We start from the raw sequence: 15,884 nt of genomic DNA, 5'->3' as shown, positions 1-15,884 counted from the left end.
CAGGGAACCGGCAGAACTGCGGTACCTACCGCAACAGTTGCCCTTCCGCCGCGCCATGGATCGCCTGCGTCGCTCTCGGGGACCGGTACCGGTACCGGTCCCGGAATCCTCACGGAACCGGCGGAAGGCAAACGGCGCCGTCCTCCTGGTGCGCGGCAGCGATGCGACGCAGCGCCAGTTCCAGCCCGTCGTCCCATCCCGCCTGCCGCGCGAGCTCCAGCGCGCTGTCCAGCAGCTCCAGGGCCTGCGCACCCTGCGCCATCGCCGAACGGCACTCAGCACGCCGCAGTTGAGCCGCCGCCTGCGCCCGCAGCTGGCCGTCGGCGACTGCGGCGAACAGGCCGGCCGTCGCGACCTTGAGGCAGTCGCCCGTGTACCTCCGCGCCGACAGATGACTGTGCAGGCTCTCCGCCAACCGCCAGGCGACGCTGGGGAATCCGGCGCCGGACGCTTGCAGGACCGCGCTGGTGAGGTTCTCCCGCTCCGTGGCCAACCACTGCGCGGCCTGGCCGTGTCCCGAGAAGACCAGCGCGGCCGACGGCGCGGAGCCTGCCTCTGACCGGTCCGAGGCAGGCTCCGACGGGTACAGCAGTCGGACGGCGGCGTCGGCGTGGTAGAGGTACCAGTCGTAGAGCCGCTGCTGGGCGGCCTGCGCCTCGTCCCTGCTGACCAGTTCACGAGCGTAGGAGCGCAGCAGATCGTGCAGCCCGAACCGGCCGGGCACCCGTTCCTGCACCAGATGCGCGTCGGTCAGGCTCACCAGGAGTCCGCTCGTCTCCGCCGACGTCGAGTCCACCAGCGCCGCCGCGCCGGGCACCGTGACGTCCTGGCCCGGCATCAGGCTGAGCAGCCGGAACATCCGCTGACACGCCGTCGGCAGCGCGCGGTAGGAGAGGTCGAAGGCGGCCCGCACGGTCGAGCGCCGGTCTCCTTCGACGCACAGCCGACTGAGCACGTCGCTGCCCGCCAGTTCGGCACCGTAGTCGGCGATCCCGGCATTGCGGGCCACCACGTTGGCCCCGGCGATCCGGATCGCCAACGGCAGCCCGCCGCACGCCTGCACGAGCCGACGGGCCGCCTCCCGCTCGGCCGCGACCCGGCAGTCGCCGACGATGCTGCCCAACAACTGGCAGGCCTCGTCCGGATCGAGCACGTCCAGGGCGAGGCGTCGGGCACCGTCGCTCGCGACCAGCCCAGCGAGCTGACTGCGACTGGTGATCATCACCACGCAACCCTGCGCGCCCGGGATCAACGGTCTGACCTGCTCGGCATCCCGCGCGTTGTCCAGCATGATCAGCATCTGCCTGCCCGCGAGCAGCGTGCGGTACAGCGCGGCGGCCTCGTCCTCGTCCGCCGGTACCTGGTCGGCCGGGGTGCCGAGGGCCCGGAGGAACTTGGCCAGCACGTCGCCTGTGCGCAGCGTCGGAAGCGGTGAGTGGCCGCGCAGGTCGACGAACAACTGCCCGTCCCCGAAGTGCTCCCGCCGCGTGTGCGCCCAGTGCTTGGCGAGCGCGGTCTTGCCCACCCCGGGCGGCCCGACCACGACCACCAGCTGGGAGCGCCGCGCCGGGTCGGTCGAGACAAGGTCGTCCAACTCCCGCATCTGCCGTCCCCGCCCGACGTAGGTGCCGGTCCTGGCGGGCAGTTGGGCCGGGGGCGGACCGGCCGGCACCGGACGGCTGGCAGGAGCGGGTCCGACCAGGCGCCGCGCGGTGGGCAGTGCAGTGGGTAATGCGGTGGGCGATGCCGTGGGCAGTTGCTGACGCAGCACCCGCATGTGGGCGTCACGGAGCTCCGCGCTCGGCGCGATGCCCAACTCCTCGTCGAGCCGGTCACGCAGGCGGCTGAACACGTGGAGCGCGGCGGCCTGCTCCCCGCAACTGGCGAGCGCCAGGATCAGCCGGGCGTGCAGACCCTCGTGCAGCGGCTCGGTGTTCACCAGGTCCCGCAGCACCGGGACGGCCTCCTCGTGCCGACCCAGCAGCAGCGCCGTGTCGGCGTGCAGCAGCACCGCCTCGACGCGCCGCTCGTCGGCCGCCACCGCGGCGGGATGCTGACGCAGCACCGGATCCGCGTCGGCCAGCACCGGACCGCGCCACCACCGCAGCGCCTGCGTCAGCGCTGCGTACGCGGCCCCCGGGTCCGGCACCCGGCGCAACCGCTTCGCCTGCGCCAACTGCTCGTCGAAATGGCCCAGGTCGATCTGGCCCCGGGACGCCTTCAGCACGTAGCCGGTGGGCGTACGGGCGACCGTCGGCGGCGGGAGTGTCGGGGGCGGGACCGTCGACAGGTCGCCCGGCTCCAGCAGCTGGCGGACCTGGCTGACATAGGTGTGGATCAGGCTCTGATGAGAACTGGGCGGCCCGGACGGCCACAGGACGTCGGTGATCTCCTGCTGGGTGGACGGCTCGGGATACTTGAGGACCAACAGGCCCAACAGACGGCGCAGCATCGGACTGGTGACCGACACGGAGGCATCACCCCGTTGGAGCGAGAGCGGGCCGAGAATCAGCAGCCGCGGCCGACCCACACCGCGAGGCGGCACGGTCCGCCCGACCGCCAACAGGTCCGCCCGCTCACCCCGAGTCAGCTGCAGCGCCTCGGCCAGGCGCTGCAGGGTACGCGTGTGGGGGCGCTGGACCCGGCCGCGCTCGATATCACGCAGCGCCCTGGTACTGATCCCTGCCCTCGACGCGGCCACCTCCTGGCTCAGCCCGGCCCGTTGGCGGAACAACTGGAGCGTCGTCCCGAACTGTCCGGCCTCGGCTGCCCCGCCTCCCCTGGAAGGCCCCCCGGCCCACTCCGACATCGCATCCCCCTCATCCGGTGCCCGCGACCCGCCACGACCGCGCGCGGCGCAGCCGCCGAGCGCGGCCGGTTTTGCCGTGACTTCGTCAACGATCATTTTGGACTAGACCAATGAACCAAGGGAAGACCCGCACGCTGGGGCGAAGCACCGCATACCGACGATGAGCCGGCAGTGCGGCTTTGCCGGAGCTTGATCAGTGGATCGACGAGAGCAACGATGCTTGGACTGTGGACACGTGAGGAGGCAACGTGAGCCTTGGGACCGTGGCGATCACGGGGGCGGCGGGCACCATCGGCTCGGTGGTTCGGGAAGCACTGCGGGGCGAGGCCGCCGTGCAGAGGCGCTGAGGCGAAGACGGTCAGACCGGCGGCGCAGGCGTCAGCGAGAACGCCTCGGCCTTCGAGGGCCTGGGCGATCGGGCCGAGATGGACGATGGACAGCGGGAGTTGGACGGCGCGCAGGTGGTGGTCGGCTCCTCCTGCGCGGAACGCGGCTCCCAGCAGGGTCGGGATGTCGAACAGCCTGCTGCTGAAGCCGCTCCAGGTGGAGACGCCATACGCACGGATCTGGCCGTCGCCGCAGGCTTCCTCCAGAGTGGTGAACGCCCTGTACAGCAGCTCGTTGGCGGTTCGGGTGCCTCGAAGTCGCGGTGCATGGGTGGGTGCGCGTGGGCCCGTACAACCGCCAGCGCTTGGTGCCGTCGAGCTGGACGACGACCGCGTCGTGGTCATCCCAGCGGGTGCCGAAGCCCTCGGTGCTGGTCCTGGAGGCGTAGCGGTTGATCTGGCAGGAGGTGCGCAGCCAACGCTCCAGTTCGGCTGCGAGGTGGTGCAGGCCAGGGTGGAGCTCGTCGACGCCGTTGAGCACCAGCGTTGCTCCGGCGGCGAGTTGCTCCTGCAGGCCGTCGGGCTGGAGACGCTGCCAGACAGTGCTGCGGCGGGTGACGACAGGCCGGGTGTAGCCGTAGGCGGGGACCGGCCGACTGGCTGGTCCATCGGGTTGCGCGGCAGCCCCTGTCGCGGGCGAGCGTGAAGCCAGGAGTCACAGCGGTGGTGCCGGAGCCCATACAGGGCGGGCTCCGTTCCCTGGCCCTCGATGCGATCGGGCCGGGAGCTTGGATTCAGGTGCTGCTCTTCGGGGTGAAGTCGGCAGCCACGGGGGCCGCTACGCGCACGAGGGCAGTGAACCGTTCGTCGTCGTCGAGTCGGGAAACCCGATCACTGCCGGGGCCTGGGCGCCCGCGGCCGACCTGCATGAGACAAACGACGCCTGAGTCGTCGAGGACATTGACATCCCATGCGGCCAGATGACGCCACATCACCCCACCGAGCGACCCGAGCCTAGGTCTGCCAGAACAGCGAATGTCGAGAGTCGGGCCAGCTCAGCATCAAACGAAGCGAGCGACTCGGTGGCGTCCTACACGGGTACTAACGCGCTGCCTGACCCGCACCGATGGGGTTTATGAAACCCACAGGGCTCAAGCCCCGATACGCGCTCGCCGCATCGGGTGAATCAGGGTTCTCGAACGCGTGGTGAGTGCTAGCCTTCGCGGACGTAGGGGATGGCGGATGGGGACCCACGGGGGTGGCTGAGGATGTCCGCTAAAACTGGGGACGGACGGGCGGATTCCGCTCTGCAGCCGGGATCGCTGCGCGAGGCGCTGGCCCGGGATATCGTGGCTTGCATTGCCCCGGACGAACTTCCCGTCGTGGCCGCGTACGCCCGGCAGCGCCCGTCGCTCGTCGCGCGCCGCCTGCGCTCGCGTCGTCACCGCCGCGATCCGCTGGCCTTCGGCATCGAGGCGTCGGTCGGCCTCGTCTCACCGCTGGTCTGGCTTGCGGTCAACGAGGCGGTGCGCCGGATGGGTGCGAATGCCGGGGAAGGGGTCTCCAAACGCCTTGCGCGGGCCATGCGCAGGCTCAGCCGCCGCAAGCTGGGACAGAGCGACCAGCCACCATCCCCCGAGGTCATCACCTTCACGCGCGAGCAACTCGCCGTCGTGCACGCGACGGCGGTCAAATCGGCTGCCCGACACGGAGTGGGATCGAGGAAGGGAGCCGTGATGGCCGACACGATCGTTGCCGCGCTTGCGATCGCGAACGCTCCGGCGATCGACGCCTCCGAGGCCCCCCGGCCGTTGGAGACCGGCGGTGGCCCCGAGGCGGGTGGCACACGGCGGCAGGGGAGCTAGGTGAGTGCTGACATCAAACAGCCGCCGTATCGGGTGGATGAGCGCGAAATCGCGGCGGGAACGACAACGCGATTCATCCAGTTAGTCGCGCTTCTCGTGATCAGCAGCGCATCCCTGTTGTCCACTTTCTGGCAAGTCACGACGAGCCCTGATCACTTCAGCGGCCTCGGCTGCCTTCTCGCGGCCGGATTCGACGTGAACAGCGGCGACGTCGCATCGAACTACGTCCCACTCCTCACTCACAACGCCGAGCTGACCGCCTGCTACGCACGGTACGAGCCCGCACCGCCAGTCTGGGGCAACGCAGTCTGGCCGCTCGCGATGGTGCTGCTCGCTGGGCTTCTGACGCTGCTGCTGCCCAAGCTCACCCGACGCTGGCGGCACCTCATGCCGCTGGCCGAGGTCGATCCTTCGGGCAAACTGCGCGAAGCTGCCGTTGACGCTGCTGCGAGAGCCGGCCTGGTGCGGCCGCCCGAGCTCGTCTTCGACCCCTTCTCCCGGGGCAATGGAGCCATGGTCTTCGGCCGCGATTCCCACCCGATCCTGTGCCTGGACGCTGACCTCGTCGCTGCCCTTGAACGCGATCGCACCGGATTTGACGCGGTGTTACTACACGAGCTCGCGCATATCAGGAACCGCGACGTCACTGTCTCCACCGCCACCCTCGCCGTGTGGCGCGTCTATCTCCTGCTCGTTGCTCTGCCCGGCCTCGGCCTGAACCTGTGGCAGCTCTTCTCCGGATCGCTGACCAGTGATCCGTTCTGGTCCGGCGAGTGGCCTACCGTCATCAGGGACCTGGTCTACCCAATCCTGCTCACCGCACTGGCATTTCTCTCCCGAGCGGACGTGCTGCGTGCGCGGGAAATGTACGCGGACCGCACAGCGCGGCGCTGGGGAGCTTCGGAGCATGCCTGGGAGCGACCCGAATCCGGCACATCAGGATTCCGCAGGCTGCTGCATATGCTGCGCGACGCGGGCCGATCGCACCCGCGTCTGTCGCTGCGCAGGAGCGCGCTCGCCGGGCCAGAGGCACTATTCCGGATCAACCCGCTGCAGATGTTCCTGGCCGGCGCCGCGGCGATCATGATCGCCGCGGACAGCGGCATCTACCTGTCAGACACGAATGACTGGATTGTATGGGGCCCCGCCCTACTCGCTGCCGCAGCAGCCATCGCGGTGGCCGGAGTAGCGCTCTGGCGCGCGGTCGCGTACGCGGTGCTTAATGACCTACCCGGCGTGCCATCAGGGATCTCGGCGGGTTTGTGGTTCGGTGCGGGCCTCGCGTTCGCCGAATGGGAGACAGGGCAGCTCTCGAAGCTCCAGTTCGTCCCCTCGCGGCCCTGGCTCGGGCTCGTTGTTCTGTGCGCGGGGATCGGATTCTGCTGGTGGATGGCGGTCTGCGCGCGGCTGTGGCTTACCGTGTGGCCCGGCGCGGACAAGCGCCCCGCTCTAGCCCTTATGCTCGTCGCGGCCGGACTCCTGGCCACCGCCTGGCTCTACTGGTGGTCGACTGAGGCGTCGACGTACACAGTGGGCCTTCAGAGCGTTAGAACCCTGACCGAGCAGGTGGAGCAGGCCTTCCCCGGTAAGGTCTCTGCCCATCGGGGTCTGCTGCATGCGCTGGCACTGCTCGCACCTGTCTGGGTTGGCTGGAACGGTACGTTGAACGTGCTTGCGGACGGCGTTCTGTGGCTCGTGCCGCTGATCGGAATCGTCATCGGTGCGGTTCGCCGCCGACCCACCGCGGATATACCTGGCGGGTCGGACGGACGCGGTCCGTCGCTCGCGCGGCCGATCGCCTGGGCGCTGACCGTCGGTGCGGTGACCTCGATCGGTGGGATAGCGGTGGCGAAGGCGGCAATGCATTCAACCGTCCCGGCTCCCGATCGTTTCACTGCCCTGTTCGCCGTCATGACCCTCTCTTGGATCTGTGTCGCCATCGTCTTCGCGGCAGTTGCGGCTGCCGCGATAGCAGCGGCGCTCGTACCGTGGCACAGATTGCCGGTCGCGTTGGTCGCGGCCACGGGAACAACTGCGTTCGGACTGGTGGCCACCTTCTTCACCGAGTCGGCTGACGGCTGCGTGCGCCCGCTCGCGGATTCCATGGATGTCTGCGTGTGGGTACCGAGCGCAGGCTGGAGCCTGACGGCTCAACTGATGATCGCCGCCCTGAGCTTCTCGATCCTGGCCGCGTTCGCCACCGCCTTCGTCGTCTCGGCGGTGGCAAAGCTGAATAGCAGGTTCCGGGAGCCCACACCGCGGCCGAGCCCGCACGCCCACGATCCCGGAACGCGGCGGCACGTCGTCCGTGTGATCGGGGCTGCCATTGTCGTGCTGGTCGCCATCGGCGCCACGGCAATCCCGACGGCACGAGCGATCCAGATTCACAGCTCCCCGGTCAGTTCGCAGACGTTGGATGAGGAGGCCCAAACGGCCGACACGCCGACAAACGAGCCGAAGTTGATCCGGGCGTTCCAGCTGACAGCGTGGTACAAGTTCGGCGGCGGGCAGATCCTCCAGCAGTGGAGCCAGGAACTGGGCCGGTTCGGCAGGCACCTCGGCCAGGCGGTTACAGCCTCGCCGTCCGGAATCCTCAGCACGCAGTGGGTCTCGACGCTCATGGCCGACTGCCGCGACCTCGACCGCAGCGCCCGGGCTGCGGAAGCCTACTTCCCCGTACCCGACTCGCGCCTTCAGCTGAACTTGGCGCAGGCGATCGCCGAGGCAGCGAACGCGGCAAGCACCTGCACTAAGTCGTTGCAACAGGGGGACGGCCCGGCATTCATGTCCGCGGTGTCCACGATCCCCGATTCGGTGGATCACATCAATGCAGCGTACTCGGCCATTAAGACGGAGACCGATGAGTACGCGCGGAGCAATTGAGCGGGAAGATCACAAGGGTTCCGGCTGTGCCGCTCGAAAATTCCGGTCCTGACCTCTCGACTTTCGACGTTCTGAAGCATCCGCCTGCTCGCCCTCACCGACGATCTCGTCATCGCCCAGGATCAGCACCTGGGCGCCGTCGAGGCCCATCTTCATGAGGACATCGTCCTCGCCCGCGTCGTACAGACCTCCCGGAGTCACCCGGCCCAATGGGACGCATGGACGACCAGCGGCCAGTACCTGCACCTCCGCTACCGGCACGGCGAGGGGAGCGTCGAGCAGCATCCCAGCGACGACGTCCCAACATGGGACGGCGAGAGCTCCCGGCTCTGGACGCTGTGGGACGACGGAACCGACGGCGGCTACCTCGAACTGGCCGACTTCCTCGCCATGTCCGGCCTTCGGCTGGCACCGGACGCCCAAGTCTGAGCCAACCTCAGGACGAGCCCCAGCTCTCCGTCTCCCGGTGACGTTGCAGACCGACGGCCGCGAACTCATCCGCTCCAGTTGTGCGCAGCGCCCCGAGGGATCGTAGGGCGACGGAAACCGGGGTGCCCTGCGCGGGTATGTGCTGGTCCTCGTCCAAGGTCAGCGGTCCGAGCGAGAGCGTTCCGTCGGACCAGACGGCGGCGCATTGCCGACCGACTCCCCCGAAGTACTCCGCCTCGACGTAGGCGACGGCCCCGGCCCTGGACCAATGGGCGAGAACATGGGCGAAGCCTCCCGGTAGAAACCAGAAGCCCAGGCCGGAGGAGTCTTGCGTGGCATCCGCCATCTCGTCGAAGAGCGCTTCCGTCATGGGCACCATCGCCAAGCCCTGTTCCAACTCGACGACCCGCGCCGCACACAACCCCTCGACGGCTTGGCGCAGCGCCTCGCGCCCGCCGATCACGGCTTGCAGTTCGTAGCCCACGCCATCACCCGCCGTTCAATCTCTTCGCACGCACGCACGCACTCCTACGCCGCTCGACGGTCCCGGCACCGAGCTGTTCCACGAGCCTGCGGGTGTCCACGCGAAGGAGGCTACCCGGCACGACTGACACCTCTTGGTGCTGAGGATGACTGACCCGACGTCGGCCGGCGCGTGTCAGGCCGTGCCCGCCGCGTTGCGGTAGTCCTCCTCGCTCACGTGCTCAACCCAGTCGACGTCCGGGATGTCGGGGTTGCCGGAGCCCTCGGAGATGGCGAGGTGTTCCATGAAGGCGTCCGGGGCGGCGCCGTGCCAGTGCCATTCGCCGGGCGGGGTGTGGACGGTGTCGCCCGGGCGCAGCACGATGACCTTGCCGTCGCGGGTGGCGACCAGGCCGGTGCCGGAGACGCAGTGCAGGGTCTGGCCGACGGCGTGGCGGTGCCAGGCGGTGCGGGCGGACGGGGCGAAGCGGACCAGGCCGACGGTCAGCCGGGAAGGCTCGGTGCCGACGGCGAGCATGTCCAGCCAGGCGTCGCCAGTGAACCTCTCGGCCGGGAGCTTCGTGGTGGACTTCCGTTGCAGACGTTCCATGTTCAGTTCCTCCTATTACTTGGTACTTGTCACTTGGTACTTGCTACTTGTTCGCGGCTTCGGCGGAGATGTTCTTCAGCTGGGTCAGCGCGGCCATGCCCGAGGGCCAGCCGGCGTAGAACGCCAGGTGGGTGAGGGCCTCGACGAGTTCCTCCTGGGTGAGACCGTTCTCCAGCGCCAGGCGCAGGTGACTGTTCAGCTGGTCGGGGCGATAGGTGGCGGCCAGCACCGCGACGGTGATCAGACTGCGGTCGCGGCGGGACAGGCCGGGCCGGGCCCAGACGTCGCCGAACAACACGTCGTCGGTGAGCTGCACCATCTTGGGGGCGAAGTCGCCGAGCAGCCGCTGTGCCGGGGTCTGCGGGTCAGTCATGAGGTTCCCTTCGGTAGAGGCAGAGGTGAAGGTGCATCAGGCTTCCGGGATGGCGCGGCCGTAGGCCTGCAAGGTGATGTCCTCGGGCTCGGGACCTCCGCGGCGTCCGGTGTCCAGGGCGTCCAGCGCCGCCAGCTCGTCCGGGGTGAGGGCGAAGTCGAACACGTCGAAGTTCTCGGCGATCCGCTCGGGCCGCACGGACTTGGGGATGGCCGAGCGTCCCTGTTGCAGGTGCCAGCGCAGCATCACCTGGGCCGGGGTCTTGCCGTGTGCGGCGGCGATGCCCGCGATGGTCGGGTCGTCGAAGGTGCTGATGCTGGTGCCGGTCCCGCGGTAGCTGGTGATGCCGCCGATGGGTGACCAGGCCTGGTTGAGGATGTCGTGCTCGTCGTCGAAGTCGAGTACGGCACGCTGCTGGAAGTAGGGATGGATCTCCAGCTGGTTGACCGCGGGGACGACGGACGTCGCGTCAAGGAGCGCCGTCAGGTGGTCGACCATGAAGTTGCTGACGCCGATGGCCCGGACCTTGCCGTCGTCGAGGAGTTTCTCCAGGGCGCGGTAGGCGGCCACAGTCCGGTCGAAGGCCGTGGGCAGCGCCTGGTGGAGGATCAGCAGGTCGATCCGGTCGACGCCGAGTTTTGCGGCGCTCTTGTCGAAGGCGTGCAGGGTCTGGTCGTACCCGTAGTCGCTGATCCAGATCTTGGTCTCGATGAAGACGTCCTCGCGGGGGACGTCGCTGTCACGGATGGCCTGGCCGACCTCACGCTCGTTGGCGTACGCCGCTGCGGTGTCGATGTGCCGGTAACCGGCTTCGAACGCGGCAGTGACGGCGGCGCGGGTCTGGTCGGGCGGGGTCTGGAAGACGCCGAATCCGAGGGCGGGCATCGTGACGCCGTTGTTGAGGGTGAGCGTCTGCATCACAGGGGCCTTTCGTTGCGTGTGCCGTGTGCCGCGTCCCGGAACGATGAGCGTGGCCGTGACGATGACGGCCAGGACCGGCAGGACGGCGGGCCGGTCACGGCCGCACGAGCACTTTCAGCGCCCTCGCGCACGTCCGCGGCCCGGTAGCCCTCCGGCACGCCGTCGAGGTCAGCCGCTCGGTCGAAGCCGCGGCCGGGTTCGGTGCGGTCCGTCTGCTCCAGCAAACCGCGCGTCCACATGCGGGTGGGAGTCACTGCTCTTCCAGGTAATGGCAGTACCTCGCACGCCCCGACCGGCGCATCTACGGTGAAGAAGCCAGTACAGGAATCACCACCCGAGGAAGTCTTCGAGACCTGACCATGGCTGACACCAACCGGACCGACCTGGCCGCCGAAGTCCGCGAGTTCCTGAGCACCCGACGCGCACGGATCACGCCGGAGCAGGCCGGACTGCCGGTCTACGGCGGGAACCGCCGCGTCAGCGGTCTGCGCCGCGAGGAGGTCGCACTGCTCGCGGGGGTGAGCGTGGACTACTACATCCGGCTCGAACGCGGAAACCTCAGCGGCGCGTCGGACTCCGTCCTCGACGCGCTCGCCCGCGCGCTGCAGCTCAACGAGGCCGAGCGCACCCACCTCTACGACCTCGCACGGGCGTCCAACCCCTCCAGCCGGCGCCCCGTGGTGACCGCGTCGCGGGTGCGGCCCACGATTCTGCGGCTGCTCGACTCGATGACCGATGTGCCGGCCTACGTGCGCAACGCACGGTTCGACGTCCTCGCCGCCAACGCGCTGGGCCGGGCGTTGTACGCGCCGGTCTTCGACTCCCCGCTCTTCGCCCAGCGAGGGCCGGTCAACACCGCCCGGTTCCTCTTCCTGGACCCCGCCGGCCAGGACTTCTGGACCGACTGGAACAAGGCCGCCGACGACTCCGTCGCCTTCCTGCGCTCGGAGACCGGCCGAGCGCCCCACGACAAGGCGCTGACCGACCTGATCGGAGAGCTCACCACCAAGAGCGAGGAGTTCGCACGCCGGTGGGCCCGCCACGACGTGAACATCCACCGCTCCGGCGTGAAGCGACTGCATCACCCGCTGGTCGGCGATCTCGCGCTGCCGTACGAGGCGATGGACCTGCCGGCCGATCCCGGGCTGCGCCTCAACTTCTACACCCCCGAGCCGGACTCCCCCGCGCGGGAGGCGCTCGACCTCCTCGCCAGCTGGGCCGACGCAGGCACGGCCGCGCCCTCGCGCAACCGCTGACGCACACGCGACCACTGACGCACGACGCAAAAAGGAGAACCTCGTCATGCAGTACCGACCGCTCGGCCGCACCGGCGTCCAGGTCAGTCCGCTCTGCCTGGGCGCGATGATGTTCGGCCCGTGGGGCAACGAGGACGAAGCCGACTCGGTGCGGATCATCCACCGCGCCCTCGACGCGGGCATCAACTTTGTCGACACCGCCGACGTGTACTCCGGCGGGGTCTCGGAGGAGATCGTCAGCAAGGCTCTCAAGGGGCGACGGGACGACGTGGTCCTGGCGACCAAGTTCTTCATGCCGATGAGCCAGGACGACCCCAACGCCCGGGGCGGGTCGCGGCGCTGGATCATCCGGGAGGTCGAGAACTCCTTGCGGCGCCTGGGCACCGACTACATCGACCTCTACCAGGTGCACCGCCCGAGCCCCGACACCGACGTCGCCGAGACCCTCGGCGCCCTCTCCGACCTGGTGCACCAGGGCAAGATCCGATACATCGGGTCCTCGTCCTACTCCGGCTCCCAGATCGTCGAGGCCCAGTGGGTCTCGCGCGAGCGCCGCCTGGAGCGGTTCGTGACCGAGCAGCCGCCGTACTCGATCCTGGTCCGCGGCGTCGAAGAGGACGTGCTGCCCACCGTGCGCCGTCACGGCATGGGCACCCTGACCTACAGCCCGCTCGCGGGCGGCTGGCTCTCTGGTCGCTACCGCAAGGACGCCTCCTCCGACCTAGCGACTGGGCCCGCCTCCGCGATGCGCCCACCGGCCCGCTTCGACATGGGCAGCGCGGCCAACCAGCGCAAGCTCGACGCCGCGGAACAGCTCGCCGTCCTCGCCGAGAAGGCCGGACTCTCCCTGATCGAGCTGGCCGTCGCCTTCGTGGTCAACCACCCCGGCGTCACCTCGGCGATCATCGGGCCACGCACCATGGAGCAGCTCGAAGCCTTCCTCCCCGCCGCAGACGTCGCCCTCACCGCCAACGTGCTCGACCGCATCGACGAGATCGTGGCACCCGGAGTGACCGTCAATCCCGCCGACAACAGCTACGGCGACTTCGAGCTGCGGGCCGACCAGCGGCGGCGCTGAGAGAGTCCCGGGCGCCACGGACGAACCGCCGTCGCCCGGCGAAGTAGCTGACCTGACCTGCTGCGATGACACTGATCAGTAGGAGTGCGAAACGAAGGTCACCACTTCGGGACGTGACAGACGTGACAGGAACGAGCCGTCGGCAGGGCAACTCCGGGGACGCCTCAGCGCGCCCGAACCCGTCCGTCTCCGCGTTCGACCGCGTCGCCGACACGCTCTACGCCCTCGCGCCCACCGACTTCACCACGGCGCGCAACGCGGCCGTCGGGCAGGCCCGACAGGCCGGTGAACGGGACCTGGCCGCCCGGATCCAGGCGCTGCGCCGTCCGACCGCGGCCGCGTACGCGCTCAACCTGCTCGTCCGTGACCACCCGGAGCTGGTCGAACAGCTCCGCGAGCTCGGAGAGGACCTGCTCCAAGCGCAGACCGACCGCGAAGCGGGGAAGCTCCGGGAACTCGGCGCGCAGCGCAATGTGCTGGTGGGAACCCTCACCAGGCAGGCCCGGGGTGAAGCGCTGGCGGCGGGGAATCCGCTCGGCGAGCAGGCCGTCGCCGAGATCGACCAGACCCTCCGCGCCGTCCTCGCCGCCCCGCAGGCCGCCGACGAACTCGCCACCGGCCGCCTCACGCACGCCCTCACGCCCGACAGCACGCTGCCCGGCCTCACGTCAGCCCCGGCAGCCCAGGCCGCCCAGGCAGCACCGCAAGCAACGACGTCGCCGGCACACCCACCCGCAGACGGCCCCTCCAGGGCGCGAACCAAGGCCACGGACGAGCAGCCCGATCACCAGGCGACGCGGGAGGAGCACCAGCGTCGTCTCGCCGCCGCCGAGCAGACCGTGCACCTGCTCGAAGCCGAACGGCACGCCGCTGACATCGACCTGGAGCACGCCCGCGAGCGCGCGAAGCACGCCGCCAAGCAGCTCCGGGTGAGCCAGGAGCGAATCCAACTGGCCGAGCAGGACCTCGCCCAGGCCCGCAACGCGGTCACCACGGCGCAGGAGAGCGACGCAACCGCCCGCCACGCCGCGGAGGCCGCCGGCCGCAAGGCCGCGCTCATCCGGCAGACGCTGACGGAGCAGCGGGGCGCCCTCCAGGACCTGCGGTCCGGCGGCCCGGGCAACGACGATCCCCCCGCCAGCGAGAGCTGAAGGGGAGACCGTGCCATCGATTGTCGCCAGGCGTCCGCTACCGGGAGCAGACCTCGTGTGCGGGGACGAAGGTGCGGGTCCAGTAGCCCCCGGTGCTGCATGCTGTGGCGGCCGGAAGAACTCGGTGGCCCTTTCCGCGACTTCGATGCCGATGCGGCCGAGCCGAGCTCGGCCACATCCGGGATGGCGCTCAGCTCCAGGTCGCAGTGGCGCGGAAGGTTCTGGCGACGGCCTCGATCCCGGCGTCGCTCAGCGGCGGCTCGACGGATTGTCGAGGGTCAGGTGGTGGCGAGCAGAATGTCCTCTCCGGTCGACGGGCGGAGGGCGTCGGTGCGATCGGCAAAGTAGCGCTCGGCGTGCGAGGCCCCAGACACGTGTCGAGCGTCCGCGAACCCGGATTCACGGGCGAGTGCCAGCATCTCCTCCGGGGTGTAGAAGCTGATGAACGGCGTCCCGGACGCTCGCGCGCCTTCTTTGCTCGCCTGCAGGCCGGCGCGATCGGCCTCGTCGAGCATTTCCGGCGGCACGAGGAAGGTCATCGCAAACGTGGAACCGGGTGCGAGCCCGGCGACCTGGCGCAGAGTGGCCGCGATGGCGTCCTTGGTGAGGTACATCGTGACGCCGGTGGACGCGATGAACGCCGGCTGACCAGGGTCGAAGCCGACGTCGACCAGCTTCTTCAGCCAGTCCTCGCTGGCCTCGAAGTCGACCGGCACCAGCTGCAGCCAGCTGGGGATGCCGTAGTCCAGTTCGACCAACCGACGGCGCTTCCACGCCTGCGGGCCGGGCTGGTCAATCTCGAAGACCCGCAGGCGGGAGGCGGTCTCCGGCATACGCTGGGCGAAGGTGTCCAGCCCAGCTCCCAGGATGACGTACTGGGTGACGCCGCGATCGGCATGCTCGACGACGAGATCCTCGACGAACCGGGCGCGAGCCACCATCGCCGCCCGGAACCCGCTGGTGAGGTGTGGGTCCATGTCGGGACGCCCGCGCCAGTCGTCGTCGGGTGCCGCCAGCCGCAGGCCGATCTCGTCCTCGAACACATGGGGCAGCGGATCGACCTGAACGTGCATCGCCCTCCAGAGGGCGGTCCGCACCGCCGTGCCGTCCGGCGTCGCGTGAGGTTGGTCTGCCATTGCGCTCCCCTTCTGTCTCGCCGTCAGTTCTTGACCGGAGCCTGAAGGCTCCACAGGCGCCCGTCAGGGTCGCGAACCGTCATCAACCTGGTCCCGAAATGCGTCTCCTCGAACGGCGTGACCACCTCGACGACCGGAGCGGCTGCGAACGCGTCCGCGTCCGGGACCTTCAGCACGACCTGCGTCTGAGGCTCCCGATCCTCGGGGACTTCCGCGATGAAGACGTAAGGCCCGTCGCCGTTGCGCAGTTGGCCGGAGCTGTGGCCCGTGTCGAACTCCAGCTCGTAGCCCAGCGCCTGGAAGAAACGTGCTGCCTTGCCCCAGTTGTGTGTCTCCAGGAACAGGGCTTCGATTCCCTCGGTCGCCATGTCAGGCCTCCTTCTCAGTCGATGGGCGTTCCTTCTCATGGGCGCCGTCGAGGTAGGCACGCAGCGCCTCGGCGACCAGTGCCGACAGCGACATGCCCGACTCGATGGCGCGGAACTTCACCTGCTTGATCAGCCCGATCGGCAGGTACACATTGAACTGCTTGACTTCCTCATCGCCCACGCGTCAAGGCTAACTCGCCACTAGCTTGCTAGCAAG

At 69.2% G+C, this 15,884-nt stretch carries 15 protein-coding genes; 5 read left to right on the top strand and 10 right to left on the bottom strand.

The genetic code is table 11. The features are described from left to right. Positions 1-109: 109 nt before the first annotated feature. Together I2501_RS04335 and I2501_RS39010 are read right to left on the bottom strand one after the other, a co-directional pair. Positions 110-2,809: a BTAD domain-containing putative transcriptional regulator gene (locus tag I2501_RS04335; RefSeq protein WP_196192477.1), complete on the bottom strand. Its 2,700-nt coding sequence runs from the start codon at positions 2,807-2,809 to the stop codon at positions 110-112. A 378-nt stretch (positions 2,810-3,187) separates the two neighbouring features. Next, the gene (locus tag I2501_RS39010; protein WP_328806192.1) at positions 3,188-3,676 is read right to left on the bottom strand and encodes a JmjC domain-containing protein; all 489 of its coding nucleotides are present in this window, start codon (positions 3,674-3,676) and stop codon (positions 3,188-3,190) included. Between the two features lie 727 nt (positions 3,677-4,403). Between I2501_RS39010 and I2501_RS04320 the strand changes: the two genes are divergently transcribed. Continuing rightward, positions 4,404-5,000 carry a hypothetical protein gene (locus I2501_RS04320; protein WP_196192476.1) on the top strand — a complete coding sequence of 199 codons (597 nt, stop codon included), beginning with the start codon at positions 4,404-4,406 and terminating at the stop codon, positions 4,998-5,000. Beyond that, positions 5,001-7,883: a M48 family metalloprotease gene (locus tag I2501_RS04315; protein ID WP_196192475.1), complete on the top strand. Its 2,883-nt coding sequence runs from the start codon at positions 5,001-5,003 to the stop codon at positions 7,881-7,883. Between the two features lie 9 nt (positions 7,884-7,892). Here the strand turns inward: I2501_RS04315 and I2501_RS04310 are convergent, their stop codons facing one another. The 5 genes from I2501_RS04310 to I2501_RS04290 form a co-directional block, all read right to left on the bottom strand. Beyond that, positions 7,893-8,168: a hypothetical protein gene (locus I2501_RS04310; protein ID WP_196192474.1), complete on the bottom strand. Its 276-nt coding sequence runs from the start codon at positions 8,166-8,168 to the stop codon at positions 7,893-7,895. 151 nt (positions 8,169-8,319) lie between these two features. Next, entirely contained in the window at positions 8,320-8,796 is a 477-nt protein-coding gene (locus I2501_RS04305) for a hypothetical protein (RefSeq protein ID WP_196192473.1), read from the bottom strand. A gap of 174 nt (positions 8,797-8,970) precedes the next feature. Beyond that, the gene (locus tag I2501_RS04300) at positions 8,971-9,384 is read right to left on the bottom strand and encodes a (R)-mandelonitrile lyase (RefSeq protein WP_196192472.1); all 414 of its coding nucleotides are present in this window, start codon (positions 9,382-9,384) and stop codon (positions 8,971-8,973) included. A gap of 43 nt (positions 9,385-9,427) precedes the next feature. Next, a complete protein-coding gene (locus tag I2501_RS04295; RefSeq protein WP_196192471.1) occupies positions 9,428-9,757 on the bottom strand; it encodes a carboxymuconolactone decarboxylase family protein in 330 nt (109 codons plus the stop codon). 36 nt (positions 9,758-9,793) lie between these two features. After that, positions 9,794-10,675 carry an aldo/keto reductase gene (locus I2501_RS04290; RefSeq protein ID WP_196192470.1) on the bottom strand — a complete coding sequence of 294 codons (882 nt, stop codon included), beginning with the start codon at positions 10,673-10,675 and terminating at the stop codon, positions 9,794-9,796. 362 nt (positions 10,676-11,037) lie between these two features. Between I2501_RS04290 and I2501_RS04285 the strand changes: the two genes are divergently transcribed. The 3 genes from I2501_RS04285 to I2501_RS04275 all read left to right on the top strand — a co-directional run bounded on the left by I2501_RS04285 (position 11,038) and on the right by I2501_RS04275 (position 14,163). Beyond that, positions 11,038-11,934 (top strand): helix-turn-helix domain-containing protein, encoded by an 897-nt coding sequence (locus I2501_RS04285; protein WP_196192469.1) that lies wholly within the window; start codon positions 11,038-11,040, stop codon positions 11,932-11,934. Between the two features lie 46 nt (positions 11,935-11,980). Next, a complete protein-coding gene (locus I2501_RS04280; RefSeq protein WP_196192468.1) occupies positions 11,981-13,012 on the top strand; it encodes an aldo/keto reductase in 1,032 nt (343 codons plus the stop codon). Between the two features lie 113 nt (positions 13,013-13,125). Continuing rightward, complete coding sequence (locus tag I2501_RS04275; RefSeq protein ID WP_196192467.1) at positions 13,126-14,163, top strand: hypothetical protein; 1,038 nt, start codon at positions 13,126-13,128, stop codon at positions 14,161-14,163. A gap of 278 nt (positions 14,164-14,441) precedes the next feature. On the opposite strand, the gene I2501_RS04270 is transcribed toward I2501_RS04275, so the two are convergent. The 3 genes from I2501_RS04270 to I2501_RS04260 are packed head-to-tail and all read right to left on the bottom strand — an operon-like array spanning position 14,442 to position 15,848. Then, complete coding sequence (locus I2501_RS04270) at positions 14,442-15,299, bottom strand: class I SAM-dependent methyltransferase (protein ID WP_196192962.1); 858 nt, start codon at positions 15,297-15,299, stop codon at positions 14,442-14,444. 23 nt (positions 15,300-15,322) lie between these two features. Further along, positions 15,323-15,667, bottom strand: coding sequence for a VOC family protein (locus tag I2501_RS04265; RefSeq protein WP_196192466.1), 345 nt, complete (start codon positions 15,665-15,667; stop codon positions 15,323-15,325). A 1-nt stretch (position 15,668) separates the two neighbouring features. After that, complete coding sequence (locus I2501_RS04260; protein WP_196192465.1) at positions 15,669-15,848, bottom strand: ribbon-helix-helix domain-containing protein; 180 nt, start codon at positions 15,846-15,848, stop codon at positions 15,669-15,671. Positions 15,849-15,884: the final 36 nt, after the last annotated feature.

Origin of the sequence: Streptacidiphilus fuscans, from assembly GCF_015690355.1 — a bacterium.
Taxonomy (GTDB): Bacteria; Actinomycetota; Actinomycetes; order Streptomycetales; family Streptomycetaceae; genus Streptacidiphilus; species Streptacidiphilus fuscans.
Note: the sequence above shows the minus strand (reverse complement) of the source record. Positions and strands in the feature narration are given on the sequence as shown.